The following is a 26668-nucleotide window of genomic DNA, read 5'->3' on the forward strand; positions in this document are numbered from 1 at the left end:
GATATTTGGGGTGGAGGCTGAGTGTCCAATATGAAGGATATGCATTTAACGCTGGGTGACGTTTTGTTGGGTGCCACCGAAGGTAAGAACTTTCCGGTAAGCGCGGCTCTTCCCTGTAAGATTTGTCAAAGTGACTCTGAATATTTTTTATCTCTAGATTTCGCTCATCATGCTACGAGGGGACCTGTAAGGCCCTACGGTGTTTCAGTGCGTCATTATCGATGTAAAAATTGTGATCATATATTTAGTAATTTCTGTGATGATTGGAGTAATGAAGACTTTTCCAAGTATATATACAATGAGTTCTATGCGAATGTTGATCCCGAGTTTTCTGGCGCTCGATCTAGGTTCTTTGCCGAGTCAATTGATAGAAATTCTGACGATAAATTTCGTTCTGCTTCCATATTAGACTATGGGTCTGGCGAGGGACATCTAGAATCTAGTTTAAGAGAAATTGGTTTTAAGGATGTAACCAGTTGGGATCCGTTCTCGGGCGGTGATTTGCCTGAGCGCAAATTTGATATGATTTTTGCTTTTGAAGTATTAGAGCATAGTCCTAAACCATTAGATTTTATCGACGATATCATTAAATATATGTCCGATGATGGCGTTGCTTATTGTAGTCAAGAATTTATACCAGAAGATATTGATAATATAAGAGATAGATGGTGGTATTTCGGCCCGCGGAACGGGCACATATCTTTCTTTTCAACGCGTACAGTGCGTGAACTGGCAAGGAAGCGTGACCTCAATGTCAAAATTTGCGACTCGGGGTTCTTTTTTTGGCGAAAAGAAATGTCCCCGAAGGTTGCAGCCTATGTCGGGGCTCACAACTCGGCGGATATCGAGGTGGAGCTAGAGGGGGCTCCTTTGATTGATGATGTCGCGGGTTGGAATGAACTAGAAGAATGGGAGGGGGGCAGATTTCGGTGGAGTGCCGCATCTCGCTGTCCGATCGGGGTTTTCGACATAAGGAGGACGAAAACTACGTTTTCTCTGCGGGTCCTTAATTCCATCACTGAAAATCATCTCCACGGCGCTAAGCTATGGTTCAATGACGATTTCGTGCCACTTGATTATGTGGACGGCAGGTTGGTTGGTACGTTCGTGGCGCGAGCGCGCGGCAAGCATTTTGTGTGGCTGGAAACGAAGCCGCCAGTTCGTCCTGTGGATTTGGGTTTGAGCTCTGATGGCCGTCATTTGGGGGTGGCTATCGCCGCAATCGATGGCCGTCCTGATGCTTTGATGATCTAGAATCTGAAGATGGATCGCCGATGCTGACGTTCCGGTTACTCATACGTTAATACTTTCCCTTGTAGGTATCGCCTTAAGGTCATTCTGGGAGAGTGCGCACTGATGCGCGGTTTGTGGCGTCACGGTCTGTCGCGGTTGAGCTTGCGGGATATCTCACTGATCGCCTTGGCGTCGGTGGTGGTACTTGCGGTGCTGCTGACGGCTGGGCTCAGTCTTGCGCTCGGTTCTGAAAGTCAGGTCCGGTCTGTCCGCTTTGGCGGTGATGCCCAGCGTACCCGCGTGGTCATTGATATGGGTCGCGAAACGCGTGGTCGTGTCCTGTCCGATGGCTCGACGGGCGAAGTTTCTGTCGCCCTGGCCGATGTCGATGCAGGGCGTGGGCTGACGGGCAATGGCTCGGGGCTGGTGCGTTCCTATCGTCTGGAAAACGGCTCGGGCGGGGCGCGTGTTAATCTGGCGCTGGCGCGTGGTGCGTCGATCGAGCGCCGCTTCCTGCTGCCGCCCGGTGATGGCGTGGCCCACTATCGCTATGTGATAGATCTCAAGGCGACGGGGGCTGCCGAAGCGCCTGTGGCAACCGCCAGTGCGCCGCGTCCGCGTGCGGAAAAGCCGCTGATCGTGATCGATGCAGGCCACGGTGGTCGCGACCCGGGCGCGCGTGGAACCGACGTCTGGGAAAAGAATATTACGCTGGCTGCGGCCCGCGACCTTAAGGCTGCGCTGGAGCGTACGGGCCGTTATCGCGTCCGTCTGACCCGCGATGCGGACGTCTATGTCGTCCATGGCCGTCGCGTTCAGATCGCCCGTGACGCGGGTGCCGATCTCTTTATCTCTCTGCACGCTGATGCGGGCGGTGATGCGGCTCTGCGTGGCGCATCGGTGTATACGCTGTCGGAGCAGGGCGCTGGCCGTGCGGTGCGCGAGTTCACCGCCAATGACGACTGGCAGCGCGATCTGCGCCTTCCGGGCCGTGATGCCTCGGTGGATCGTATCCTGCTGGATATGACGCAGCGCGCGACCCAGAACCGCTCGGCCCAGTTTGCCCGCGTTCTGCTGACCCATCTTGAGGCTGACAGTCACCCGATGCTGCGTCAAAGCCACCGTGCGGCAGGTCTGGCTGTGCTGCTGGCACCGGACGTTCCGGCCATCCTGCTGGAGATGGGCTTCATCACCAACCCTGAGGATGCGCGTCTGCTGACGGACGAGCGTTCGCGTCGTCGCTTGATGCGGACGGTGGCCGAGGGGATCGACCGCTATTTCCGCGAGCCGTCTGCGCCGGTGCGTGTGGCAGGTAGTGGCGCTAACGGCTGATAGACGGTCCTTAAACTGGAATTGAAAACGCCGCCCGAAGCTGGTTCGGGCGGCGTTTTTATTTTCGGCGGCTTATCGCTCGTTGCGATTGAAGGCCGGCTTGGGCTTGGAGAACTCGCCCATCACATCCGCCAGATCAATAAAGGCGTCGGCCTGACGGCGAAGCTCGTCGCTGATTTGCGGCGGCTGGCTCTTGGTGGTGGACACGACCGTCACGCGCACGCCGCGGGCCTGAACGGCCTGAACCAGACGCTTGAAGTCACCATCGCCCGAGAACAGATAGATTTCATCGAGGTGAGGGGCCAGTTCCAGCATGTCGACGGCGATCTCGACATCCATATTGCCCTTGGTGCGGGTGTGGCCCTGTGCATCGGTAAAGCGGCGGACCGGCTTGGTCATGACGGTAAAGCCATTGTAGTCCAGCCAATCGACCAGCGGGCGGACGGGCGAGAACTCCTCGCCCTCGACGATGGCTGTATAATAATAGGCGCGGACCAGACGACCGTCGCGACCGAAATATTCCGACAGTTTGCGGAAATCGAGGTCGACATTGAGAGAGCGTGCCGCCGAATAAAGGTTGGCACCGTCGATAAAAAGCGCAATGCGGTTGGGGGACGTCATGAATATGGTTCCTGAAAAAGGCTTTTGGTTTTGAGTGCGCAACACCGCCCCGCCTCGGGCGAAATCGATCTTGCTGGCGCAGTCATCGTCGCACTGGGCGCGAATGACAAGGGGCAGTTTGCCAGTTGCGAAGAGGGGTTGGCACTCGCCCTGCAACGCTTGGAGGGCGAAGGGTGTTGCATCATGGCGCGTTCGGACTGGTGGGAGTCCGCTGCGTGGCCTGATCCGAAAGACCCGCCGTTCGTCAACGGCGTGGTGATTGTGCGCACAGAAATGGACGCTAAGGCGCTGATGGCCACCCTGTCGCGAATCGAGGACGAGCTGGGGCGCGTCCGCTCGGTACGCAATGCGCCGCGTACGCTGGATCTTGATCTGATAGCCTATGGTCGCATGGTAGGGGACTTTGATGGGCTGCTCTTGCCTCATCCACGCGCGGCAGAACGCCTGTTCGTTATGGGGCCATTGGCCCAGATTGCCCCGAACTGGCTGCATCCCGTGGCGGGCAAGACCGCCCGCGTTTTGGCCGCCGAGACGACGGTCGGAACCGACGCCCATCCGCAGCCGTCGGCTTGAAATCGCTAAAATCTAGCGCATTTCAGGCTCAAAGCCGGTCGGTTGGCGTTGCACAATCGGTGCCGGTTCTGTATTTTGTTTTGTTCTCCCTGTCGCCCGAGGAATTTCATGGCCCGCGTCACTGTCGAAGATTGCATCGAAAAGGTGCCGAACCGCTTTGGTCTGGTTCTGCTGGCCGGTCACCGTGCGCGTAACATCGCGAATGGTGCTCCGCTGACCGTCGACCGCGACAATGACAAGAACCCTGTCGTTGCCCTGCGCGAACTGGCGGATGAGACCATCCTGCCGCAAGAACTGCACGAAAACATCATCACCACCCTGCAGCGCGTCGATGAACGCACCGAGGCTGAGGATGAAGCTGAAGTCGTTGCCCTGCTGGCCGAGCCGCAGCACATGAACATGGCTGAGGCTGAACTGATCCGCGCGCTGCAAAGCGACCGCGACGGTGGTCAGGAGGAACGCTACTGACGGCCCAGCCTGTCACTGGCGTCACTATTATTCCGGCGCGTCCTTCGGCGGAAACGTCGTCGGCTGAGCCTGCCGAGAAATCGGTTTCAACGGCGTCGTCCCCGAAAGGGGCGGCGCCGTTGGCGTCTGCGGCTTCCGGTCCCGGTGGCCGCCGCTCCCCGGTGATGCGTCAATTTGAGTTGATCGACGCCGTAAAGGCCTACGATCCGACTGCCGACGAGGCCTTGCTCAACAAGGCCTATGTTTATGCGATGAAGATGCACGGCTCGCAGTTGCGGGCCTCGGGCGATCCCTATTTCGCGCATCCCATTCAGGTTGCGGGTATTCTGACGGACTACCGTCTGGATACGGCCACCATTGTCACCGCCCTGCTGCATGATGTGGTCGAAGACACGTCGGCAACGCGCGACGACATCGCCAATATGTTCGGCGAGGAAATCGCCGTCATGGTCGAGGGCGTGACCAAGCTGTCGCGTCTGGAACTTCAGGCCGAGCATACCCATCAGGCCGAGAACCTTCGCAAATTCATCCTCGCCATTTCGCGTGATGTGCGGGTGCTGCTGGTCAAGCTCGCCGACCGTCTGCACAACATGCGGACGCTTCAATATGTGAAGCCCGAGAAGCGCGAACGCATCAGCCGCGAGACCTTGGAAGTCTATGCGCCGCTGGGCCGATCCATCGGTATCCACTCCATTGCGTCCGAGCTGGAAGAGCTGGCGTTCACGCACCTGAACGCGACGGCCCGCACCGCGATCGAGCGCCGCCTAGAGGCGCTGAAGCTGGAGCATGGTCCGGCGATCGAGCGCATCTCCACCGAAATCGTTCGCATTCTGGACGAGCAGGGGCTGAAGGCCGTCGTCAAAGGCCGCGAAAAGACCCCGTATTCGATCTGGCGCAAGCTTCAGCGCAAGACGGTGGGCTTCTCGTCGCTTTCGGACATCTATGGCTTCCGCGTCATCGTCGAGAACGAGGAAGACTGTTACCGCGCGCTGGGGATCATCCACCGCACCTGGCCGATGGTGCCGGGGCGGTTCAAGGATTTCATCTCCACGCCGAAATCGAACAACTATCGCTCCCTGCACACCACGGTCGTGGGGCCGAGCGGCCTTAAAGTCGAGATGCAGCTTCGCACCGAAGCCATGGACCGCGTGGCAGAGGACGGGGTGGCGGCGCACTGGCGCTATAAGAACCAGTCCTACGGCTTCGACCGCGAGGCGATGGAGGCCGATGGTGGCCGCGACCCGCTGCTGAACCTGCGCCACCTTGTTCAGGTGATCGAACACGGCGAGGGCGGCGAGGACTGGGTCGAGCACGCCAAGCTCGAGATGTATCTCGATCAGGTGTTCGTCTTTACGCCCAAGGGCAAGCTGATCAGCCTGCCGCGCGGGGGTATGCCGCTGGACTTTGCCTATGCGGTCCACACCGAGGTCGGCGATACCGCCGTCGGAGTGAAGATCAATGGCGAGCTGAAGCCCATGCGTACGGCGCTTCAGAACGGCGATGTGGTCGATATCATCCGTGGGGCCAAGGCCGAGGTTCCGACCGACTGGCGCAGCCTGACGGTCACGGGCCGCGCCCGCTCGGCCATCCGTCGCCACATCCGTGTGGCCGAGCGTGAAGAGTTCATCCGTCTGGGCCGCGTTTCGCTGGAACAGACGCTGACCCAGGCGGGCAAGTCGCTGAAAGACGTGACGCTGAAGGCCGCACTTGAGACCCTGAACCAACCGACCGAGGAAGACCTGTTCGACGCCATCGGCCGTGGCCGCTTGCCGGTGAACAAGGTCGCGGAAACCCTGTTCCCGTCCTTGGCCGGTCATCTGCCGTCGCATGCGGACCGCAAACGGATCCAGACCTCCTCAGCACGTTTGTTCGTGCGTGGGTCGGGCCTGACGCCGGGTGTGACCATCCACTTCGGTCAATGCTGTTCGCCTGTGCCGGGTGACCGCATCGTCGGTATTCAGGAACAGGACAAGGGTCTGACCGTCCACACGATCGACTGTCAGTCGCTGGCCGACTATGCCGACGATGACAGCGTGTGGCGCGACATGCAGTGGACACCCCAAGCCGAGAGCGAAGGCATGGGCGCAGTTCGCCTTGCGGCCACCATGGTCAATGCGCCGGGTGTTCTGGGTCAGGTCGCCACCATCATCGGTGAGGCGGGCGGGAACATTCTGAACCTGTCGCTGGCCCACCGTGAATATGACTTCTTCGACGTCACTCTGGATGTCGAAGTGAAAGACGCGCGCCACGCCACGATGATTTTGGCGGCGCTGAGAGCTAACCCGTCGGTGGAGGCAGTCGACCGCGTTCGCGGTTAACTGCCCGCCGAGGGCGTGCTGCCCCCACAACACGAGGACTCCGATGAACGAAGAAGAGCGTATTGCCGCCAACAACGCCCAATTGGCGTCCCCGTCGTACCGTCTGGCGGTGAATGATCCGGACTTCCTGCTGGGCGACTCCATGCGCGGGGTCCGTTTCCAGATGGAATACGCCAAGCCGGAAGAGGCTCTGCGCGCATGGGGCGTCCGCTCGACCATCGTGGTGTTCGGCAGCGCCCGCGTGGCCGAGGGGCACGATTGGTACGAGGGTGCGCGCGTCTTCGGGCGTCTGGCGTCGGAGCAGGGCGGGGCGATCCGCAATACCCCCGGCCAGCCGCGTGACAATGTCATCGCCACGGGCGGTGGTCCGGGCATTATGGAGGCGGCCAACCGCGGGGCCTATGAAGCGGGCGCGCCATCGGTCGGCTTTACCATCAGCCTGCCTTTCGAGGACGTGCCGAACCCGTTCTCGACGCCGGAGCTGACCTTCCAGTTCCACTATTTCGCGATGCGCAAGATGCACCTTGCCATGCGCGCCAATGCGCTGGTGGTCTTCCCCGGTGGCTTTGGCACGCTGGACGAGATGTTCGAAATCCTGACCCTGCGCCAGACGGGCAAGGCCCCGAACGTGCCGGTGGTCCTGTATGACGAAGCCTATTGGCGCTCGGTCATCAATTTCGAATCCCTCGCCAAGTACGGCATGATCAGCGAGCGCGACATGAATGCCTTTGCCTTTGCCAATACGCCGCAAGAGGCATGGGAAAAGCTGCTGGAAAACGGCCTGAAACCGCACGAAAGCATCGATTGATCGGTCAATGGCTTGAGAGGCTGTGCGGGCGGGTCTAAGGACGGCGTTCATGAACACTCAAGACGTCCTGAACGAGTTCCGTGAAGCCGGCGCCCTGCGCGAAGGCCATTTTGTCCTTTCCTCGGGCCTGCACAGCCCGGTGTTCCTCCAGAAGAACCTCGTGTTCATGGACGGCGAACGCTGCGAGCGTCTGTGCAAGGCACTGGCCGAGAAGATCGTCGCGACGGTGGGGGCTGTCGATGCCGCCATCTCTCCGGCGGTCGGCGGCATCATCCCCGGCTATGAGACGGCCAAGCACCTGAAGGTGCGCTCCATGTACGTCGAGCGCGTGGACGGCGAGTTCAAGCTGCGTCGCGGCTTCTCGGTGGAGCCGGGCGAGAAGATCGTCATGGTCGAGGATATCGTCACCACGGGCCTGTCGTCGCGTGAATGCATCGAGGCCATCAAAAAGGCCGGTGGCGATGTGATTGCTGCGGCCTGCATCGTTGACCGTTCGGGTGGCAAGGCCGACGTCGGTGTGCCGCTGATCGCCTTGGCGACCATGGACGTGCCGGCCTATCCTGCGGATGACCTGCCGCCGGAACTGGCGGCGCTGCCGGTCGAAGATCCGGGCAGCCGTCGCCTTTCAAAGTAAGGAAGTACCAGAGATGACCCGTCACGTTCGCCTTGGCGTCAATATCGATCACGTCGCCACGGTTCGTAACGCGCGTGGCGGGGCCCATCCTGATCCCGCGCGGGCCGCCGAACAGGCGCTCGCGGCGGGCGCTGACGGTATTACCGCCCACCTGCGCGAGGACCGCCGCCACATCACCGATGCCGACATCGATGTGCTGAGCGCGCTGTGCCGTCGCGCCAACCGCCCGCTGAACCTCGAAATGGCCGTGACGGAAGAGATGCTGGCCATCGCCCTGCGTCACAAGCCGCACGCCGCCTGCCTTGTGCCCGAGCGCCGCGAGGAGGTGACGACCGAGGGCGGTCTGGCGGTCGCGGGCCATGAGGACCGCGTCGGCCCTGTGGTGAAGGCGCTGGCGGATGCGGGTATCCGCGTCTCGCTATTCATCGAGCCGTCGCCCGAACAGGTGGCCGCCGCCGCCGCCGTTGGCGCGCAGGTGGTGGAGTTCCACACCGGCAGGTACTGCAATCTCTCCGGTGCCGAGCGTGCCGCCGAGTTCGAGCGCCTGAAGGCCGCCGCCAAACAGGCGCACGATCTGGGGATCGAGGTCCACGCGGGCCACGGTCTGGACTATGCGACCGCCGCGACCATCCTCGACATCCCCGAGATCATGGAACTGAACATCGGCCATTTCCTGATCGGGGAGGCGGTGTTCGTTGGTCTGGACGCCGCGATCCGCCGTATGCGGGCCGCGATGGACGCCGCCTTGCTGGGAGCGAGCGCGTGATCATCGGCATCGGCTCTGATCTGTGCGACATCCGCCGTATCGAAGAGACGCTGAACCGATTTGGTGACCGCTTTAAAAAGCGCTGCTTCACCGAGATCGAGATCGCACGATCCGACCGCAAGCCTGATCCGAGCTGGAGCTATGCCAAGCGGTTCGCCGCCAAGGAGGCCTGTGCCAAGGCCTTGGGGACGGGCATTCGTTCCGACGTCTATTGGAAGGATATGGGGGTTGTGAACCTCAAGTCCGGCCAGCCGACGCTGCATCTCACCGGCCACGCTGCCGAGCACCTGCAGCGACTGACCCCTGAAGGACATAGGGCGCACATCCATCTGACCATGACGGACGAGTTTCCCTATTCTCAAGCATTCGTAATAATCGAAGCCTTGCCCGCCGCTTGATCAGCGATTAGGCGGATATGTTACCTCGCGTTGTGCGGGGGATTCGAGCAGAAGATGAGCGACGACAGCAAGGCTGAGTTTGGTGACGCGGGATCCCTTCAGGATCAGGTAAACCGCAGACCCGTTTGGAGTGACGATGGTGACGCGCCCTTTGACGTGGGTGACGATCCCGAGGCGCTCGAGAGCGAAAAGCCGATAACTGCGCCGCGGCGCCGAAAGAAGGCCAAACAAGTGACCGAGAAAAAGTCAGCGGCGAACGAGACCGTCGAGATTATCAAGACGATCGTCTTTGCCCTGTTGATCGCGCTCGTCGTGCGCGTCCTGTTCTTCCAGCCGTTCACCATTCCGTCGGCGTCGATGGAGCCGAACCTTTATGAGGGCGACTATATCGTCGTCTCCAAATGGTCGTACGGCTTCTCGAAATATTCGATCCCTTTCAGCCCGCCGCTGTTTGAAGGTCGCATCATGGGCAAGGCTCCGGCACGTGGCGATATCGCCGTGTTCAAGCTGCCGCGTGACCCCAAGGTGGACTACATCAAGCGCGTGATCGGCCTGCCGGGTGACAAGGTACAGATGCTTAACGGCAAGCTGTACATCAATGGCACCAAGGTGGATGACGTTGTCGTCTCGCAAGCCGAGATGAACGACCTGTTCGGCAGCCGTTCGATCGCCAAGGTCCGCGAAACCATTCCGGGCGGCCGCAGCTTCATGACGCAGGACTTCGGCCCGAACTTCGAACTGGATAACACGCCGGTGTTCGAAGTGCCGCAAGGCCACTATTTCATGATGGGTGACAACCGCGACAACTCCATTGACAGCCGCGTCGAGCGTTCGATGGGCGTGGGCATGGTTCCTGAAGAGAATCTGGTCGGCAAGGCCCAGATGATCCTGTTCTCGTGGTCGCCGGGTGCAAGCCTGTTCAACCCTGTCAGCTGGTTCACCAAGCTGCGCCCCAGCCGCTTCTTCCAGAAGCTGAGCTAATGGCCGGTCACATCAACCAGAGAGCCGTCGCTGTCGAACAGCTGATGGCCAATCTGGGCTATACGTTCAAGGACCGCGCCCTGCTGGAGCGGGCCTTGACCCATTCCAGCGTGGCCGAGGGCCACAACACCAAGATCAGCGACAACGAGCGTCTGGAGTTCCTCGGCGACCGTGTGCTGGGCCTGCTGGTGGCCGATTATCTGGTGCGCGAGTTTCCCGAAGCGGATGAAGGCAGGCTGTCGGCCCGTCTGCACTCGCTAGTCGACAAATCGGCCTGCGCCCGCGTGGGCGAGGCGCTGGGCATCGGTCCGGCCCTTCGACTATCTGCTGGCGAAACCAAGACGGGTGGCCGCAGAAAGGCCGGAGTTATCGCCGATGCTGTGGAAGCTGTGCTGGCAGCTGTCTATCGCGACGGCGGGCTGGACGCGGCGCGCGCGGTATTCGACCGTGCATGGGCGCACGAGATTTCCTCGCCGCCCCAACCGGCTATCGTGAACCCCAAGTCCGCGCTGCAAGAATGGGCGCAGGGTCTGGGGCACCCGTTGCCGACCTATACGATTGTGGAGCGTACCGGCTCCGACCACGCCCCGACCTTTACGGTCGAGGTTGTGGTACAAGGCTATGAACCCGTGCGGGCCACGGGACGTTCGCGGCAGGAGGCTGAAAAGGCCGCTGCCGTCGCATTGATGAAACGAGAAGGCGTAATTTGACCGAGACTGATAACACCCCCGTCACCACTGAAGGACAACGTGCAGGGTTTGCCGCCATCATTGGCGCGCCCAATGCGGGCAAGTCCACGCTGGTCAACCGTTTGACGGGCTCGAAAGTCTCTATCGTTACCCAGAAGGTTCAGACCACGCGCTTCCCCGTGCGCGGCATTGCCATGCACGACAACGCCCAGATTGTTCTGGTGGACACCCCCGGGGTGTTCAACCCGCGCCGCCGTCTGGACCGCGCCATGGTCGCCTCGGCCTGGGCCGGTGCCGAGGATGCCGATGTGATCGTGCATCTGGTGGACGCACAGGCCCATCTGGGCGCTGAAAGCCGCGATGGTACGCCGGCGGACCGCAAGTCGGCCGAAGATACCGAAACCATCATCAAGAACCTGAACAAGATGGGTCAGAAGGTCATTCTGGCCCTGAACAAGATCGACGGCATGCGCCGCGACACTCTGCTGGCCCTGTCGGCAAAGCTGTACGAGACGGGGGCCTATACCGAGGTCTTCATGATTTCGGCGGACAAGGGTGACGGCGTTGACGACCTGAAGGCGCGTCTAGCCTCGGCCATGCCGGAAGGCCCGTGGCTGTATCCGGAAGATCAGGCCGCCGACGTTCCGGCCCGCGTTCTGGCCGCTGAAATCACCCGCGAGAAGGTCTATCTGCGCGTCCACGAGGAGCTGCCCTATTCGGCGGCGGTCGAAACGACCAGCTTCGATGACCGCGCCGACGGTTCGGCCCGTATCGAGCAGACCATCTATGTCGAACGCGAGAGCCAGCGCCCGATCGTTCTGGGCAAGGGCGGCCAAACCCTTAAGTGGATCGGCCAAAAGTCCCGCGAAGAGCTGGAACAGCTGTTCGACCGCAAGATCCACCTGTTCCTGACGGTCAAGGTCGACCCGAAGTGGCAGGACACCAAGGCCATGTATTCGCAATTCGGCCTCGAATTCGACGTCTAAGAGTTCAGTGTTCCAAGTTCCAAATAAGGCGAACCGTAAGCCTTGGCTGCTGATCGGTATCGCCACTGTCGCGTTGCTGGGCGGGGGGATGACCCTCGCCCGAATGCATTCTGATGCCCCGACCGCTGAGAAGCGTGCGCCAAAGACCGATCCCTTGCTGGCGCGTCCGCCGCTTGAGGTGGTCGAGAACCTGCCGCAGCTGAAAGAGCGTCTGGACCATCTGGCTGAAACCGGCCAGTTCACCGGCGAAGTGCTCGTTGCGCGCGGCAATCAGGTTCTGTTCCGCCAGACCTATGGCATGGCCAACTATGAGGAGCGGCGTCCGTTCGCATTGGACACCCGCTTCCGTCTGGCGTCTGTTTCCAAACAGTTCACCGGTGCGGCCATCCTGAAGCTGCAGGATGAAGGCAAGCTGTCGGTCAATGATCCGGTGTGCCAGTGGATCCAGCCCTGTCCCGAACGCTGGGCCGACATCCGCATCCACCACCTGATCAGCCACACCTCGGGCATCCCCGATCTGATGGCCCAGTCGCATTGGGGCATGGTGCGGGTCACGCCGCATACGCCCGAACAGTTGCTGATCAATGCGACCCAATATGGCCTGCAGTTTCCGGCAGGGACCAAGGTCCGCTACAACAACGTCGGCTTTAACACCGCCGCCTATATCGTGGCGCGGGCCAGCGGAATGTCGTTCGAGGACTATCTGCAGAAGTCCTTCTTCGATCCGCTGGGCATGACAAATACCGGATCGGATACGCATGCCAATACGCCCGGTCTGGCTATGGGCTATGGCCTGTTCCCCGGCGGTTTGACACCGCAGCCGCTGGCCAATGTCAGTGTGGTGCATGGTGCAGGCGCTCTGTATTCGACGGCGGATGACCTGCTGGCGTGGAATCTGGCCCTGCATAACGGCCATGTCCTGAGCCCTGACTCCTATGCGGACATGATCCGTGACCATTCGCCCGCCGATACGCCGAAAGAGCGGGGAAGGCCGCACCGCGCCTATGGTTATGGCATCTTCATGAACACGCTGGGCGAGCGCGTGTCGCCGTCGTTCAGCGAGCCGCAGATCTATCACACCGGCTCGTGGTCGGGTTTCCGCAATCTGGTGACCTATGAGCCGACGAATAAGATCACGGTCGTCGTCCTGTCCAACAACTATCACCTGCGCGATCAGGTTCTGCTGATCAGCCAGCAGGGCATGGCCGAGGCATTGGGCAAGCCGTTCCCGACGGCACTGGCCCGATAAAGTAAAGGCCGGATGGGCGAACCATCCGGCCTTTTTTCACCGTGAGGGTGGGGGACTTCCTCAGGCCGGCAGCATGCTGCCGGTTTCGATGAAGCGTTGGTGCCAGGACAGGGCTTCGGTCAGCATGTGCGGGGAATGCAGACCGTAGGACTCCTTGAGCGCGCGCTCGTAGTAGTCCTGCAGCATGTCGCGGTAAGCGGGGTGGGCGCAGTTGTTGATGATCAGCTTGGCGCGCTGGTTGGGCGACAGGCCGCGCAGATCGGCCAGACCCTGCTCGGTCACGATGACCTGTACGTCCTGCGTGATGTGGTCGACGTGCGACGCCATCGGCACGATAGCCGAGATCTTGCCGCCCTTGGCCGTCGAAGGCGTGACGAAGCAGGAGATATAGGCGTTGCGGGCAAAGTCACCCGAGCCGCCGATACCGTTCTGCATGCGCGAACCCATGACCTGCGTCGAGTTGACGTTGCCATAGATGTCGGCCTCGATCAGGCCGTTCATGGCGATACAGCCGAGGCGGCGGATCACTTCGGGGTGGTTCGAGATTTCCTGCGGGCGCAGGATCAGGCGGCCACGGAACTGTTCCATGCGGCTGTTGATGTCGGCCGCGGCTTCCGGCGACAGCGAGAAGGCGGTGGCCGAGGCGACCGTCAGCTTGCCCGAGTCCAGCATTTCCAGCATGCCGTCCTGAATGACCTCGGTGTAGGCCGACATACGCTCGAACGGACCTTCGGCCAGACCCGACAGGACGGCATTGGCCACATTGCCCACGCCCGATTGCAGCGGCAGCAGCGAGGCGGGCAGGCGGCCCTGCTTCACTTCGTTCTTGAGGAAGTCGATCAGGTGGGCGGCGATGGCGCGGGCGTTGTCGTCCGGCGCGGCGAACGGCAGGTTGCGGTCCGGTGCATCGGTTTCGACGACGGCGATGATTTTGTCCGGATCGACGCGCAGGGTCGGCTGGCCGATCAGCTGGTCCGGCTTGACGATCGGGATCGGCACGCGCTGCGGCGGCAGGGCGGTGCCGTAATAGATGTCGTGCATGCCTTCGAGGGCCGGGTTCTGCCAGCGGTTGACCTCGAGGATGACGTTGTCGGCGCGGTCCAGCCACGTCTTGTTGTTGCCCACCGACGAGGAGGGGACCAGTTCGCCGTCCTCGGTGATGCCGGACTCTTAGATAATGGCGGTGTCGAGCTTGCCCATGACACCCTGCCACACCGCCGGAGCGAGCTGGCTGAGGTGCATGTCGAGATACTTCATCTTGCCCGTGTTGATCTTCTCGCGGGCGACAGGGTCGGAGTTGAATGGCGTGCGGAAGCTGATCGCATCGACCTTGGCCAGCTCACCGTCCAGTTCCGGTCCGGTCGAGGCACCGGTCAGAAGGCCGATGCTGAATTCGTTACCGGCCTTTTTCAGGCCGTCGATACGCGAGGCCAGTGCGGTGGGGACAGCTTTTGGATATCCGGAACCGGTGAAACCGCTCATGCCAACATTGGCACCATTGGGGATGAGCGCTGCGGCGTCCTCTGCGGACATGACCTTGGATTTCAGCGCCTGATTACGGATAGCAGACATACTCGACCCTATAGATGCGCCCCCTTACAGTCAGAGCGCTGTCCATGGCTTAATGGTGGCAAGTGCCCGATTCCAATGCGCCTTTGGTCGTAACCGCATAGCTGGGGTCAGCGACGTCTGATGTGTATGCGCTGGGCCGAGGCTCGGCGGCTCCGTGGTTTGGCGATCAGGTCGCGCGGTTGTATAGCCGATGCATGAACACGCTCTTCGCCATCGCGGCCGCTTTTGCCATGATGCAAGCCGTGCCGTCCGGTGAGGGCGCGTACCTTGCAGATGCCGATATCCTGCTGGATCGCTTCCATCAGGCCGCCTCGGACGCGGATGCAGAAACCTATTTCAGCCTCTTCACCCCGTCGGGCCGTTTTGTTGGCACCGACGCGACCGAGCAGTGGAGCGTCGAAGAGTTCCGCGCCTATGCCGAGCCCTATTTCTCGCAAGGACGCGGTTGGACCTATGTGCCGCAGGAGCGGGAAATCCGCCTGTCTCCGGTGGACTGTCGCTGTGTTGCGACCTTTGACGAGGTGCTGAGCAATGACATCTATGGACTGGTGCGCGGCTCCGGCACCCTGATCCGTGGCGATGACGGGTGGAAGATCGAGCATTATGTGCTCAGTTTCACCGTTCCCAATGACAAGGCCCGCGCGGTCGTTGCTGTTATAAAAGCCGATTAAGTTGGAATTTCAGGACGAAGCCTTTGTGCTGTCGGCCCGCGCCCATGGCGATACGGGCATGGTGGTCGAACTGCTGACCGAACAGCATGGCCGCCGCGCCGCCTATGTGGCGGGCGGGGCCTCGCGGCGGATGAAGCCCTTCCTTCAACCCGGTGCCAAGGTGCTGGCCGAGTTCCGCGCCCGCACGGCGGACCAGCTGGGTTCTGCCCGACTGGAGCCGGTAGGCGAGGGGCCAGCGTCCCTGTTCGATGATCCGGTGGCGCTGACGGGACTGAGCGCAGCGGCGGCTGTCGCGGGCGGGGCCTTGCCCGAGCGCGACCCGTTCCCCGGCGCCTTCTACGCCTTTGACGCGCTGATGTCGGCCTTTGCCATCGCCGACATCTGGCCGGCGATCTTCGTGCGCTATGAGATGGGCCTGCTGGAAGCTTTGGGCTTCGGGCTGGACCTCAGCCGGTGCGCGGCGACGGGCGAGACTGATGATTTGGTCTGGGTCAGCCCCCGCACGGGCCGTGCCGTCAGTCGCACGGCGGGCGAGCCCTATGCCGACAAGCTTTTGCGCCTTCCGCCGTTCCTGTTGGGGGCGCAGGCGGGGCTGGATGACGGTGACGTGCGCGACGGACTGGCCCTGACGGGACATTTCCTCGAACAGTACGTGTTCCACCCGATGAACAAGCCGCTGCCGCCCGCCCGCTTCTGGATGATCGACAAGCTCGACGCGTCACAGCGCCTCTGATCGGCGGCTGCTAGTCGATACTGGCGCGATCGGTGCGCCAGTCGAACAGGCTCTCCAGCACCTGAATGGCCTTGCCGCGCGGACTTTCCAGCTTCGGATCGCGGTGGAGCATCAGGCGCGCGTCGTCCGCCGCCGCCAACAGCAGGTGGCGGTGCTTGATCGCATCGGCAAAGCGGTAGGCGGGAAAGCCGCTCTGCTTCAGGCCCAGCGGGTCGCCACCGCCGCGCAGTCGGAAGTCCTCCTCCGCGATCAGGAAACCGTCCTCGCTGTTGCGCAGGATTTCCAGACGCTTCGTCGCTGTCTCGCCTAGTTCGCCGTTCTCGCCCGCGCCGTACAGCAGGATGCATGACGAGGCCTTGGCTCCGCGTCCCACGCGGCCGCGCAGCTGGTGAAGCTGGGCCAGACCGAAGCGGTCGGCGTGTTCGATCACCATGATCGAGGCATTGGGCACGTCCACGCCGACTTCCACCACGGTTGTGGCGACCAGAACCGGCAGTTCCCCCGCAGCAAAACGGTTCATCACTGCCTCGCGCTCTGCCCCCGGCATCTGTCCGTGGGCCAGACCGACCTCGGTCCCGAGGAAGCGGCGCAGGGCCTCGGCACGGTCTTCAGCAGCGGCAAGGTCGATGGCCTCGGACTCGGCCACCAGCGGGCAGATCCAGTATGCCTGTGCGCCCCCTTCGACGGCGGCCTTCAGGCGCTGCGCCACTTCCTTGATGCGGACCAGAGGCACCACGGCGGTGGTGACGGGCGTGCGGCCCGGCGGCTTTTCGTTCAGGCGGCTGACGTCCAGTTCGCCGTATTGCGTCAGTTCCAGCGTGCGGGGGATGGGCGTGGCCGACATGCTAAGCAGGTGGACGCCGTTGCGGCCCTTGTCCTGAAGCTGTTGGCGCTGGCGCACGCCGAAACGGTGCTGCTCATCGATGACGGCCAGCGCGAGGTTGTCGAACTCCACCGCATCCTGAAACAGGGCGTGGGTGCCGATGGCGACCTGAACCTCGCCCGCAGCGATGGCGGCGGCCTTCTTGCGTTTGACGGCAGGCGTGTCGCGCCCCGTCAGCAACAGCGAGGATATGCCTGCCTGTTCCAGCATGGGGCCGAGCTTTTCATAGTGCTGGCGCGCGAGGATTTCGGTCGGGGCCATCAGGGCCGACTGGAAACCGCTGGAGGCAGAATCCGCCAGAACCACGGCGGCCACGGCCGTCTTGCCCGAGCCGACATCGCCTTGCAGCAGGCGGGCCATCTGCTCGCCCGACTTCAGGTCGTGGCGGATTTCCTCGATGGCGCGGGCTTGCGCTCCGGTGAGCTTAAAGGGCAGGGCGTCCAGCAGGCGGTGCGAAGCCTCGCCCTCGCGGATGACCGGCGCGGGCGTGGACTGGCGGCTGGCCTTGCGGCGGGCCAGCGCCATCTGGTGTGCCAGAAGCTCGTCATAGGCCAGACGCGCGCGGGCAGGGGCCTCGGGTAGCAGGTCGGCCTCGTTCTGCGGGGCATGGACGGCCTGAAGCGCCGACTGCCAGTCGGGCCATTTGCGCTGCTGTATCCATGCAGCGTCCTGCCATTCCTCCAGCGCGGGCGCGAGGGCGACAGACGCCATGCACAGTTTGCGAAGCTGGCGCGAGGTCAGCCCCTGCGTTGCCGGATAGGTCGGCTCGGCGGTGGGGATTTCGTCGGCTTTTTCGGGTGGCAGGATATAGTCGGGGTGCGAGATCTGCACCTCGTTGTTGAACTTCTCGACCTTGCCGGTGACCAGACGGGTCGAGCCCGCAGGGGCCAGCCCTTCGATATGGCGCGGCGATCCGGCGAACCAGATCAGATGCACGAACCCCGTAGCGTCATAGGCCCGCACCTTGATTGGCGCGCCGTGGCGGTGCGGCATGATCAGACGGTCGATGGTGACCTCGAAAATCCCGATCTCGCCCTCGACGGCCTCGGCGGCGGTGGTGCGGCGGCGCTGGATCACGCCCGTAGGCGGATAGAAAGCCAGATCGCGCACGGTCGGCCCTGCCAGTTTCTGGATCAGGGGTGCCATGCGCGGGCCGACGCCCTTCAGGGTCGTGACGTCCGCAAACAGGGGAAAGAGAATCTCTGGCCGCATCACAATCACCATAGCCCGACCAAGAGAACTGGCGAAGCGGTCTCGGGGGCGCTATCTGACAGGCCAAGTTTCAAAGTGCGCCTCATAGGCAAGGATATAGCGTGTCTGACCTGACCTTCCGTCCCGAGAGTGAAAAGAACGAAACGAACCGTCAGGTTCGTCTGGGCCGGATCGCTTACCGCGCGTGGCGCCGTGGCTTCCGCGAGGCCGATATGGTGCTTGGCCCGTTCGCCGATCAGGTCGCGCCGACGCTGGACGATGCGGAACTGGCCATCTTCGAGGACCTGCTCGATGTCGAGGACCAGTATCTTTACGGCTGGATCATCGAACGCGAGCCGACCCCGCCGGAGCACCAGGGTCCGGTGATGGACAAGATCCGCGCCTTCATGCGCGAGCACGTTTCGGCTGAAGTGTTCAAGGGTATCGGTTAATGGCCAAGGCCGGACTGGAGCGTATCGACGCGACGCTGGGTGGCGCGCCGGAGGGGCTGGATGCCCTGATCGTCGCCGAAAAGGTGAAGGCCGCAGGCGGTGCCGCCCTGATGGTCGCACGCGATTTCCAACGGTCCGGCAATTTCATTCAGGCTTTCAAATTCTATGCAAAAGATATTGAAGTCCTTGAATATCCTTCGTGGGACTGCCTCCCGTATGACCGCCTAAGCCCGACGGCGTCGATATCGGCGCAGCGGATGGCGACCCTGACGCGGCTGGCTACGCGCGACCCGAAAGATCCCACGCCCCTGCTGGTTGTGGCGACGGTCGCGGCGGCGGCACAGCGGGTGCCGCCGCGCCATGCGGTGACCGTGGGCGGCTTTGACGCCAAGGTAGGGCAGGACCTCGATACCGATGCGCTGGAAGCCTATGTGACGGCAAACGGCTACCGCCGCGCCTCGACGGTTCACGAACGCGGTGAGTATGCGATCCGAGGCGGTGTGGTGGATGTCTTCCCGCCCGGTTTCGATGAGCCGGTCCGTCTGGACATGTTCGGCACCGAGCTGGAATCGATCCGCGCCTTCGACCCCGAGACACAGCGCACGACGCGCCAGCTGAAGTCGATATCGCTGTCGCCCGTGTCGGAAATCCTGATCGACCGCGACACCATTTCGCGTTTCCGCACCGGATACCTCAACCTGTTCGGCGCGCCGGGCGACGAGCCGATGTATGCCGCCGTCAGCGAGGGCGCGCGGCGTCAGGGTGTCGAACATTGGTTGCCGCTGTTCTACGACCACCTCGACACCCTGTTCGATTATTTCCCCGACGACGCTCCGGTTTTTCTTGATCATCTGGTCGAGGAAGCGCGTGTAGAGCGTTGGAACCTAACGGAAGATGCCTATGAGGCGCGCCGCGAGGCGGCCAAGTCCAAGGGCGGGCAGGCCTATCGTTCGGTGGCCCCGCAACTGCTGTATCTTGATGCCGAGGCATGGAATGGCGCACTGGCGGGCCGTGCGGTCCGACGCCTGAATCCGCTGTCCACCGGATCGGGCGAGGATGCCGGCGGGCGACTGGGGCGCAGCTTCTCGGCGGAACGCGCGCAGGACAGCGTGAACCTGTTCGCGGCCGTGGCCAAACACGCCGAAACCATGATGGGCGAGGGCAAGCGCGTCCTGTTCGCCTCGTGGTCGGAAGGGTCTGCCGAACGTCTGGCGGCCATGCTGGGCGACCACGGCCTGTCGCACGTGCTTCAGGTGCGAGATTGGCAGGATGTGCAGGCTGCGCCGGATGGCATCTATCTGCGGGCGGTGCTGCCGATCGACCACGGCTTCGTCACCGATACGCTGGCGGTCATTTCGGAAAGCGACATTCTGGGCGACCGACTGGCGCGGCCCAAGCGCAAACGCCGCGCGTCCAACTTCCTCGCCGAGGCGTCGGCCCTGACGGCGGGCGATCTGGTGGTCCACCTCGACCACGGTATCGGTCGCTATGAAGGCCTGCGGACCCTGAGCATTCAGGACGCGCCGCACGACTGCCTTGAACTCTTGTATGCGGGCGATAGCAAACTCTATCTACCCGTTGAAAATATTGACCTTCTGACCCGCTACGGCACCGATGCCGAGGGTGTCCAGCTGGACCGCCTTGGCGGTGCCGGATGGCAGGCGCGCAAGGCCAAGGCGAAAGAGCGTCTGAAGGCGATGGCCGAGGGGCTGATCGCTCTGGCGGCCAAACGTGCGCTCAAGGTCGGGGACGCCATCACCCCGCCTGCGGGCCTGTTCGACGAGTTCTGCGCCCGCTTCCCCTATGAGGAGACGGACGACCAGCTGAACGCCATCGGCGATGTGCTGGAGGACCTCGGCAAGGGTACGCCGATGGACCGTCTGATCTGCGGTGATGTGGGCTTCGGCAAGACCGAGGTGGCGCTGCGGGCCGCCTTTGTCGTCGCCATGAGCGGCCAGCAGGTCGCCATCGTTTGCCCAACGACGCTTCTGGCGCGCCAGCATTTCAAGACCTTCTCCGAGCGTTTCGCGGGCTGGCCCGTCACCGTGCGGCACCTGTCGCGCATGGTCACGGCCAAACAGGCCGCCGAGACGCGCGCAGGGCTGAAGGACGGCACGGTCGAGATCGTGGTCGGCACCCATGCGGTTCTGGCCGAACAGGTCGGGTTCAAGAACCTCGGCCTCGTAATCGTGGACGAGGAGCAGCACTTCGGCGTCAAGCACAAGGAGAAGCTGAAGTCCCTGCGGGCCGATGTTCACCTGCTGACCCTGACGGCGACGCCGATCCCACGCACCCTGCAAATGGCGCTGTCGGGCATCCGCGAAATGTCGATCATCGCCACCCCGCCGGTCGACCGTCTGGCGGTGCGCACCTATGTGACGCCCTGGGATCCGGTACTGATCCGCGAGGCCCTGCTTCGCGAAAAGTATCGCGGGGGTCAGGCCTATTATGTCGCGCCGCGCCTGAAGGACCTGCCGGACATCGAGAAATTCCTGCGCGAGCAGGTGCCCGAGATCAAATTCGTCGTTGGCCACGGCCAGATGACGCCGACCCAGTTGGAGGAGGTGATGAGCGCCTTCTACGACGGGGAATATGATGTGCTGGTCTCGACCACCATTGTGGAAAGCGGCATCGATATCCCGACCGCCAACACTCTGGTCGTCCACCGCGCCGACATGTTCGGGCTGGCGCAGCTGCACCAGATCAGGGGCCGGATTGGCCGCTCCAAGGCGCGGGCCTTTGCCTATCTGACCACCGATCCGAAGAAACCGCTCAGCCTGTCGTCGGAACGCCGTCTGCAGGTCCTGCAATCGCTGGACAATCTGGGGGCAGGTTTCCAGCTGGCCAGCCACGATCTGGATCAGCGCGGGGGCGGCAATCTGCTGGGCGACGAACAGTCGGGCCACATCCGCGAGGTGGGCGTGGAGCTGTACCAGCAGATGCTGGAAGACGCGGTCGCGGAACTGCGCGAAGCGGGCGAACAGGTCGCGGATCGTGGCTGGTCCCCGTCGATAAATGTCGGTGCTTCGGTATTGATTCCAGAGACTTACATCCCTGACCTGAACCTGCGTCTCAGCTTGTATCGCCGTCTGTCGGACGCCGAAAGGATGGAAGATCGTGAGGCGATGGCCGCCGAACTGATCGACCGTTTCGGCCCGCTGCCGGAAGAGGCGCAGCAGCTTCTGCGGATCGTCGGCATCAAGGCCAACTGCCGTCAGGCCTGTATCGAAAAGATCGATGTCGGGCCCAAGGGCGCGGTCCTGACGCTTCGCAACAACGTCTTCCCGAACCCGATGGGTTTGGTCGGTCTGATTCAGAAGAACCACCTGACGTGGAAGATCAGGCCGGACCAGAAGATCGTTGTGAAGGGCGAATGGCCCACGCCGGAAGACCGCCTGAAGGTGGCCGAACGCATCACCGCCGATCTGGCGCGCGTGGCGAGTGCCGGATAAAAATGGAAAGCCCCCGCATCGATCGCCGGTGCGGGGGTTTTTCTATTACTTCCTCATATCGCGAAGCATGGCGCCGAACAGATCGACGTAGTCGTCGGTCCATGGCTTCACATTGCCGGGGTTCCACTCGGACCAGCGACCATCGGCCTTGAAGTCGGCGAGGGCCGCGGGCGTCTTGGTAATGACGAGAGCCTCGGTGGTGGCCTCGCTGAGATCGGGCGCATCGGGGTGGCTGCGATAGACCTGATGCAGATAGCTGAGACCGGCAGCATCGGCGGCGGCCATGGCCGGACGCACAATATCCAGATGGCGGTTCGACAGGTGCAGGACCAGTACACCGTCATCGCTCAACAGGGTGGCATAGCTGGCGATGGCCTCGCGGGTCAGCAGGTGGGTGGGGATGGCATCCGACGAGAAGGCATCGATCAGCAGATAGTCGAAGCTGCCCTTTGGCTGTTTCTGCAGGGTCAGGCGGGCATCGCCGATGACGGTGGCCACCTCGCCCTGAGCACACCGGCTGATGTAGGTGTAGTAGGCCGGATTACGGGCCACTTCATCGACGACCGGATCGATTTCAAAGAAGGTCAGGCTGTCGTTCGCGCGCTTATAGGTCGCCATGGAGCCGCTGCCTTGGCCGACGACGCCCATGCGGATGGCGGGGCGGCGTTCCTGCATCATCAGAGCGGCCTGACCCAAGGGCGTGGTGCGGGCGTAGTACATCAACGGGCGGCATGCGACCTCAGGGTGCAGGGCTTGCGCGCCATGGATCGTGGTGCCGTGCATCATGGTGTGCACCGTTCCGCCGAGGTCATTCTCCTCAGTGGAACTGACCCTCAGGACGCCGAAGAAGCTGCGCTCGGTCAGGATGTAGTTGGTGCTGCCGGTCACCTGATAGCTGGCCATCAGGGCCACAGCCAGAACGGCAAAGAACGGCAACACGCGATCGCGGATCAGGAAGGCGCAGATGCCTGCCACCAGCAGGAAGCCCAGCGACAGCCGCTTTAGCCCGTCATTGCCGAGCATGGCTACGAAATCCGGCGCATAGCGCAACAGGTAGAAGGTTAGGGGCAGGGCCACGGCGACGGCCAATGCGGCAAACATCATGATGCCGTCACGCTTGCTGACCGGCACGGCGCTATTGCTGCGGGCCAGACAGGCGAGAAGCAGGACCAGCGGATATTCGATCACCGAGGAGAACAGCACCGGTGCCAACAGGGCGGTGAAAGCCCCGCCGACCACACCGCCGATGGACATCAACAGATAGAACTCGGTCAGCCGATCCGGTGCCGGACGCCGCGCGGCCAACTGCTGGTGACACATCAGGGTGGTGAGGAAGAAGGCCACCAGATGGAGGCTGAACTGGAAAATCCAGCTGCTGCCCGCCAGCCTCAGCGTGGCGACGACCGCAACGATGGCGGCGGCGTGCAGCAGGAGCGTGAAGGGCAGGGGGATGATCGGCCTTGTCTGAAAGGCGATCACAAAGGTCAGCAGATAGAGCGCCAGCGGAATGACCCAGAGGAAGGGTGCGGACGCCACATCTGTCGAAATATGCGCGGTCACGCCCAGCATCAGGCTGGACGGGGCGGCGGCCAGAAGGATCAGAACCAGCTTGCGCATCCACGGGATGGGCGCGCTGCGTTCATGGCTTGCTGTGGAGGATGGGACTTGCGCGTTGGCGGTATTCCACAGTCGGGCCAGCAACAGCAGGACCAGAGTGACAAAGACGCCGTAGCCGATGCTCCACGCGCTGCGTTGGTCGGACAGGGCCGACAGCGGCTCTATCAGGATCGGATAGGACAGAAGGGCCAGAAAACTGCCGAGGTTCGAGGCGGCATAGAGAACATAGGGGTTGCGCCCTGCGGCTGTGCCGGCTGCAGCCTTCGCAAACCAGGCCTGCAGCAAGGGGGCCGTCGCGGAAAGCACCGCAAACGGTGCACCAATCGACACGGCCAGCGTGCCCAACAGCCAGAAGATGGGCCGCGTCGTGTCAGGCTCGCCCAACAGGGTGCGGATTTGCAAGGGTAGGAAGAGGGCTGCGACCACCAAGATCCCGACATGGATCAGAGTTTGCAACCGGACACTCGGAACACGCTGCAGGAGGTGCGCGTAAAGATAGCCGGCTAACAAAGCGGTCTGGAAAAACACCATGGCGGTGTTCCAGACGGCCGGTGATCCCCCGAGCATCGGCAGGATCAACTTGGTGACCATGGGCTGGACGACAAACACCAGACTGGCCGACGTAAAGATGGCGACGGCAAACAGCGCCGGTGTTAGAAATGAGCGCGGCGCGATGGGCGACTCTGTCGGCGCGACAGTCTGGTCGGTCATCCGGTTTCCCCCGATGGTCGTCTGAGATTTATCCGGTCTCATGGACCACATTATTGGTAAACAAGATCATATCCATGTTTTCTGAACAGACGACGGCCTATGCAAAGACGGTGCTGGCGAAGGCAGGCGAAGCGGGCCTGATGGTCGCCACGGCTGAAAGCTGCACAGGGGGGCTGGTTGCGGCGTCTTTGACGGAAATCGCGGGTTCTTCCAGCGTGGTGGATCGCGGCTTCGTCACCTATTCCAACCACACCAAGATGCAGATGCTGGGCGTGCCGGAAAAGGTTCTGGCGGATCATTGTGCCGTCTCGGAACAGAAGGCTCGGGCGATGGCCACGGGTGCAATTACCAACTCCGACGCCTCGGTTGCTGTTTCCATTACGGGCATCGCCGGACCGGGCGGTGGTTCTGCCGAAAAGCCGGTCGGCCTGGTGCATTTTGCGGCGGCGCGTGCTGACGGCGTTGTACTGCATGTCGAGCGCCGCTTTGGTGATCTGGGCCGAGACGGTGTGCGTCAGGCGGCGCTGGATCAGGCGCTGCAACTGCTGTCGGACATTCTGGACGCATGACCGAGGCGGTAACCGTCGATGCGCGCGGGCACCGTTGTCCTGTGCCGTCGCTGCGCCTTCGCAAGGCAATGGAAGGTCAGGCGGCGGGCAGCCGGTTCGCGCTGCTGGCCACCGATCCCATGGCACGCATCGATGTGCCGTTCCTGATGCAGGATGTCGGCGGCAAGGTGCTGTCGGTCGAAGAGGCGGACGGCGTTCTGACGATTACCGTCGAGACTGGAGCCGCTCGGCCAGATTGATGACCTCGGGGGCGGTGGTGCCGTCGTGGGCGATCGCCACCGGCGACTTGGCCTTGGAGCCGATGTTCCATTCGATCTCCAGCTCGGTCGCCAGTGCGCCACCATAAAAGATGGCGTTCACATTCCACGACAGCCAGATCAGCAGGATCACCACGGCACCGACCGAACCATAGGTCGCGCCCAGATGGACGATCTGCTCGACATAGATGGCGCACATCCACGAGAACAGCCCGCACATGGCGGTGGCAAACAGTCCGCCGATGATGGCGGCAGGCCAGGCGACGCGACCGCTGTGACTCATGGCATAGCGATAGAGCATGACGAGGCCAAGCCACAGGCCCGCTGCCGTCCAGACGCTGTCGAGCGGCATCATCAGCCTGCTGACCGGCTCGGGTGCATAGGCGTGCTCGATCAGGCGCCACGTCACCAGAGTGCCCGACACGACGGTGAACAGGAAGAAGGCGACCAGAGCCACAAAGAAGGCCAGCAGGTTGAATTTGAAGAAGCCGTGCGGCTCGGTCTCGTCGTGGATCAGGTTCAGGCCTGCCAACAGCGCCTTGAATCCGCGGTGCGCCGCATAGCCACCGATGGCCAATGCGATGGCGCTCTGGGTCGAGACGGTACGGAATGATCCGGCGGCCAGTCGGTTGACCTCTGCCAAAAACAGGGAGCGCGCGGCCGTGGGTACGGTCTCGGCAAAGGTGGCGACCTGTTCACTGACGTTCCCGATGGCCAGAACCGCCTTGTAAAAGCCAATCAGAATGGCAATCGCCGGAAACATCGCCAACAGGGCGAAAAAGGTCACGCCGCCCGTATAGAGCATCACATCGCGGCCCCACGAACGCGAGATGGCACGCGCCAGCAGCCGTCCCCAGAAGAACGGCGAAAGATGACGGATGACGAGCGAGACGCGGCTCTGCCCTTGGTCTGTTCCGGTGGTCGGAACCTCGGGGAGGTTTGGCTGCATGGGGTGCCGATTACCCGCAATCCGCAGCCAGGGGAACCCGATCTTCTGTAACTGACAACTTTACAGTGAGGCCGGATCAAACGATACGGTTAAGCTAGTTTGGCGTGGCCGGACGCCCGGGGGTGGGTGTCCATCCGGCCTGCACCATTCGGGGCATTCGCTATGTACGGCGGTAAAGTGGTGGATATCGCAGCGCGTATTCTATTCGTATCGCCGCAGAGGGCGCGCTTCGCCGTGCTTCAAAGCGGACTTGAAGGCCAGGGGTGCGAAACCCTGTGGGCGGCGGATGTCGATCAAGCCGTCATGGCGTTGGAGGCTACCGATTTCGACGCCGTATTCGCGGATGTCGATGATCTGGATCTGGTGGCCCAGCTGGGCCGCATCCGCGCTGTTATGCCCGAACGTTATCTGCCGATTATCGGGGTGGGGGAAAACGCCGAGCCGTCGCTGGACCTGCGTCTGGCCGATGTGCCGCACCCGACGCAGGCATTGATGCGTATCGACCACCTGATGCGGGCCGCGATTGCCGAAGAAGAGATTGTGCTGCGCTGTCAG

23 protein-coding genes and 2 pseudogenes are annotated in these 26668 nt (G+C 62.3%); 20 read left to right on the forward strand and 5 right to left on the reverse strand.

What is annotated here, in order from left to right; genetic code table 11:
- The first annotated feature begins 30 nt into the window (after positions 1–30).
- Complete coding sequence (locus Q0Y42_RS06925) at positions 31–1254, forward strand: class I SAM-dependent methyltransferase (protein ID WP_297801677.1); 1224 nt, start codon at positions 31–33, stop codon at positions 1252–1254.
- Between the two features lie 102 nt (positions 1255–1356).
- A complete protein-coding gene (locus tag Q0Y42_RS06930; protein WP_297801653.1) occupies positions 1357–2565 on the forward strand; it encodes an N-acetylmuramoyl-L-alanine amidase in 1209 nt (402 codons plus the stop codon).
- Between the two features lie 72 nt (positions 2566–2637).
- Here Q0Y42_RS06930 and Q0Y42_RS06935 read toward each other — a convergent pair whose 3' ends face one another.
- Positions 2638–3186, reverse strand: a complete 549-nt coding sequence (locus tag Q0Y42_RS06935; protein WP_297801654.1) for an NYN domain-containing protein — start codon at positions 3184–3186, stop codon at positions 2638–2640.
- A 30-nt stretch (positions 3187–3216) separates the two neighbouring features.
- Between Q0Y42_RS06935 and folK the strand changes: the two genes are divergently transcribed.
- The 11 genes from folK (at position 3217) to Q0Y42_RS06990 (ending at position 13056) form a co-directional block, all read left to right on the forward strand.
- The gene (gene folK, locus Q0Y42_RS06940; RefSeq protein ID WP_297801655.1) at positions 3217–3759 is read left to right on the forward strand and encodes a 2-amino-4-hydroxy-6-hydroxymethyldihydropteridine diphosphokinase; all 543 of its coding nucleotides are present in this window, start codon (positions 3217–3219) and stop codon (positions 3757–3759) included.
- 108 nt (positions 3760–3867) lie between these two features.
- Positions 3868–4227, forward strand: a complete 360-nt coding sequence (gene rpoZ / locus Q0Y42_RS06945) for a DNA-directed RNA polymerase subunit omega (protein WP_297801656.1) — start codon at positions 3868–3870, stop codon at positions 4225–4227.
- 164 nt (positions 4228–4391) lie between these two features.
- Positions 4392–6545, forward strand: coding sequence for a bifunctional (p)ppGpp synthetase/guanosine-3',5'-bis(diphosphate) 3'-pyrophosphohydrolase (locus tag Q0Y42_RS06950; RefSeq protein ID WP_297801679.1), 2154 nt, complete (start codon positions 4392–4394; stop codon positions 6543–6545).
- 43 nt (positions 6546–6588) lie between these two features.
- Positions 6589–7353 (forward strand): TIGR00730 family Rossman fold protein, encoded by a 765-nt coding sequence (locus Q0Y42_RS06955; RefSeq protein ID WP_297801657.1) that lies wholly within the window; start codon positions 6589–6591, stop codon positions 7351–7353.
- Positions 7354–7402: 49 nt separating this feature from the next.
- A complete protein-coding gene (gene pyrE / locus Q0Y42_RS06960; RefSeq protein ID WP_297801658.1) occupies positions 7403–7987 on the forward strand; it encodes an orotate phosphoribosyltransferase in 585 nt (194 codons plus the stop codon).
- A 13-nt stretch (positions 7988–8000) separates the two neighbouring features.
- Positions 8001–8753: a pyridoxine 5'-phosphate synthase gene (locus Q0Y42_RS06965; RefSeq protein ID WP_297801659.1), complete on the forward strand. Its 753-nt coding sequence runs from the start codon at positions 8001–8003 to the stop codon at positions 8751–8753.
- On the forward strand, positions 8750–9151 hold the full coding sequence (gene acpS, locus Q0Y42_RS06970; RefSeq protein ID WP_297801660.1) for a holo-ACP synthase: 402 nt from the start codon (positions 8750–8752) through the stop codon (positions 9149–9151). Before Q0Y42_RS06965 ends, acpS begins: the two co-directional genes overlap by 4 nt.
- 54 nt (positions 9152–9205) lie before the next feature.
- The gene (gene lepB / locus Q0Y42_RS06975; protein WP_297801661.1) at positions 9206–10132 is read left to right on the forward strand and encodes a signal peptidase I; all 927 of its coding nucleotides are present in this window, start codon (positions 9206–9208) and stop codon (positions 10130–10132) included.
- A gap of 11 nt (positions 10133–10143) precedes the next feature.
- Complete coding sequence (rnc, locus tag Q0Y42_RS06980; RefSeq protein ID WP_297801681.1) at positions 10144–10842, forward strand: ribonuclease III; 699 nt, start codon at positions 10144–10146, stop codon at positions 10840–10842.
- Positions 10839–11807, forward strand: coding sequence for a GTPase Era (gene era, locus Q0Y42_RS06985; RefSeq protein WP_297801662.1), 969 nt, complete (start codon positions 10839–10841; stop codon positions 11805–11807). Before rnc ends, era begins: the two co-directional genes overlap by 4 nt.
- Positions 11808–11814: 7 nt before the next feature.
- A complete protein-coding gene (locus Q0Y42_RS06990) occupies positions 11815–13056 on the forward strand; it encodes a serine hydrolase domain-containing protein (RefSeq protein ID WP_297801663.1) in 1242 nt (413 codons plus the stop codon).
- A gap of 60 nt (positions 13057–13116) precedes the next feature.
- On the opposite strand, the pseudogene Q0Y42_RS06995 reads toward Q0Y42_RS06990, so the two are convergent.
- Positions 13117–14628: pseudogene (locus tag Q0Y42_RS06995) on the reverse strand (acetyl-CoA hydrolase/transferase family protein).
- Positions 14629–14822: 194 nt separating this feature from the next.
- Here Q0Y42_RS06995 and Q0Y42_RS07000 point away from each other — a divergent pair.
- Both Q0Y42_RS07000 and recO read left to right on the forward strand, forming a co-directional pair.
- On the forward strand, positions 14823–15299 hold the full coding sequence (locus tag Q0Y42_RS07000) for a nuclear transport factor 2 family protein (protein ID WP_297801664.1): 477 nt from the start codon (positions 14823–14825) through the stop codon (positions 15297–15299).
- 1 nt (position 15300) lies between these two features.
- A complete protein-coding gene (recO, locus tag Q0Y42_RS07005; protein ID WP_297801665.1) occupies positions 15301–16032 on the forward strand; it encodes a DNA repair protein RecO in 732 nt (243 codons plus the stop codon).
- Between the two features lie 10 nt (positions 16033–16042).
- On the opposite strand, the gene recG is transcribed toward recO, so the two are convergent.
- Positions 16043–18127, reverse strand: a complete 2085-nt coding sequence (gene recG / locus Q0Y42_RS07010) for an ATP-dependent DNA helicase RecG (RefSeq protein WP_297801666.1) — start codon at positions 18125–18127, stop codon at positions 16043–16045.
- Between the two features lie 101 nt (positions 18128–18228).
- On the opposite strand from recG, the gene Q0Y42_RS07015 reads away from it, so the two are divergent.
- The gene (locus Q0Y42_RS07015; RefSeq protein ID WP_292053530.1) at positions 18229–18558 is read left to right on the forward strand and encodes a succinate dehydrogenase assembly factor 2; all 330 of its coding nucleotides are present in this window, start codon (positions 18229–18231) and stop codon (positions 18556–18558) included.
- Entirely contained in the window at positions 18558–22010 is a 3453-nt protein-coding gene (mfd, locus tag Q0Y42_RS07020) for a transcription-repair coupling factor (protein ID WP_297801667.1), read from the forward strand. Before Q0Y42_RS07015 ends, mfd begins: the two co-directional genes overlap by 1 nt.
- Positions 22011–22055: 45 nt before the next feature.
- Here the strand turns inward: mfd and Q0Y42_RS07025 are convergent, their stop codons facing one another.
- Complete coding sequence (locus tag Q0Y42_RS07025; protein ID WP_297801668.1) at positions 22056–24338, reverse strand: fused MFS/spermidine synthase; 2283 nt, start codon at positions 24336–24338, stop codon at positions 22056–22058.
- 74 nt (positions 24339–24412) lie between these two features.
- Between Q0Y42_RS07025 and Q0Y42_RS07030 the strand changes: the two genes are divergently transcribed.
- Positions 24413–24907 carry a CinA family protein gene (locus Q0Y42_RS07030; protein WP_297801669.1) on the forward strand — a complete coding sequence of 165 codons (495 nt, stop codon included), beginning with the start codon at positions 24413–24415 and terminating at the stop codon, positions 24905–24907.
- Positions 24904–25146, forward strand: coding sequence for a sulfurtransferase TusA family protein (locus Q0Y42_RS07035; protein ID WP_297801670.1), 243 nt, complete (start codon positions 24904–24906; stop codon positions 25144–25146). Before Q0Y42_RS07030 ends, Q0Y42_RS07035 begins: the two co-directional genes overlap by 4 nt.
- Here Q0Y42_RS07035 and Q0Y42_RS07040 read toward each other — a convergent pair.
- Complete coding sequence (locus tag Q0Y42_RS07040) at positions 25112–26113, reverse strand: YihY/virulence factor BrkB family protein (RefSeq protein ID WP_297801671.1); 1002 nt, start codon at positions 26111–26113, stop codon at positions 25112–25114. The two genes, Q0Y42_RS07035 and Q0Y42_RS07040, sit on opposite strands and share 35 nt — an antisense overlap.
- Before the next feature lie 162 nt (positions 26114–26275).
- On the opposite strand from Q0Y42_RS07040, the pseudogene Q0Y42_RS07045 reads away from it, so the two are divergent.
- Positions 26276–26668 (forward strand): annotated as a pseudogene (locus Q0Y42_RS07045) (hypothetical protein); the annotation flags it as partial.

The sequence above is a fragment of the uncultured Brevundimonas sp. genome (assembly GCF_947305955.1).
Classification (GTDB): Bacteria; Pseudomonadota; Alphaproteobacteria; order Caulobacterales; family Caulobacteraceae; genus Brevundimonas.

Excerpts from the sequence above, each read along its gene's own strand:
- Q0Y42_RS06925 (WP_297801677.1), top strand. The coding sequence starts at position 31 with ATGAAGGATATGCATTTAACGCTGGGTGACGTTTTGTTGGGTGCCACC.
- Q0Y42_RS06930 (WP_297801653.1), top strand. The coding sequence starts at position 1,357 with ATGCGCGGTTTGTGGCGTCACGGTCTGTCGCGGTTGAGCTTGCGGGAT.
- Q0Y42_RS06935 (WP_297801654.1), bottom strand. The coding sequence starts at position 3,186 with ATGACGTCCCCCAACCGCATTGCGCTTTTTATCGACGGTGCCAACCTT.
- rpoZ (WP_297801656.1), top strand. The coding sequence starts at position 3,868 with ATGGCCCGCGTCACTGTCGAAGATTGCATCGAAAAGGTGCCGAACCGC.
- Q0Y42_RS06950 (WP_297801679.1), top strand. The coding sequence starts at position 4,392 with ATGCGTCAATTTGAGTTGATCGACGCCGTAAAGGCCTACGATCCGACT.
- Q0Y42_RS06955 (WP_297801657.1), top strand. The coding sequence starts at position 6,589 with ATGAACGAAGAAGAGCGTATTGCCGCCAACAACGCCCAATTGGCGTCC.
- pyrE (WP_297801658.1), top strand. The coding sequence starts at position 7,403 with ATGAACACTCAAGACGTCCTGAACGAGTTCCGTGAAGCCGGCGCCCTG.
- Q0Y42_RS06965 (WP_297801659.1), top strand. The coding sequence starts at position 8,001 with ATGACCCGTCACGTTCGCCTTGGCGTCAATATCGATCACGTCGCCACG.
- lepB (WP_297801661.1), top strand. The coding sequence starts at position 9,206 with ATGAGCGACGACAGCAAGGCTGAGTTTGGTGACGCGGGATCCCTTCAG.
- Q0Y42_RS07000 (WP_297801664.1), top strand. The coding sequence starts at position 14,823 with ATGAACACGCTCTTCGCCATCGCGGCCGCTTTTGCCATGATGCAAGCC.
- recG (WP_297801666.1), bottom strand. The coding sequence starts at position 18,127 with ATGCGGCCAGAGATTCTCTTTCCCCTGTTTGCGGACGTCACGACCCTG.
- mfd (WP_297801667.1), top strand. The coding sequence starts at position 18,558 with ATGGCCAAGGCCGGACTGGAGCGTATCGACGCGACGCTGGGTGGCGCG.
- Q0Y42_RS07025 (WP_297801668.1), bottom strand. The coding sequence starts at position 24,338 with ATGACCGACCAGACTGTCGCGCCGACAGAGTCGCCCATCGCGCCGCGC.
- Q0Y42_RS07030 (WP_297801669.1), top strand. The coding sequence starts at position 24,413 with ATGTTTTCTGAACAGACGACGGCCTATGCAAAGACGGTGCTGGCGAAG.
- Q0Y42_RS07035 (WP_297801670.1), top strand. The coding sequence starts at position 24,904 with ATGACCGAGGCGGTAACCGTCGATGCGCGCGGGCACCGTTGTCCTGTG.
- Q0Y42_RS07040 (WP_297801671.1), bottom strand. The coding sequence starts at position 26,113 with ATGCAGCCAAACCTCCCCGAGGTTCCGACCACCGGAACAGACCAAGGG.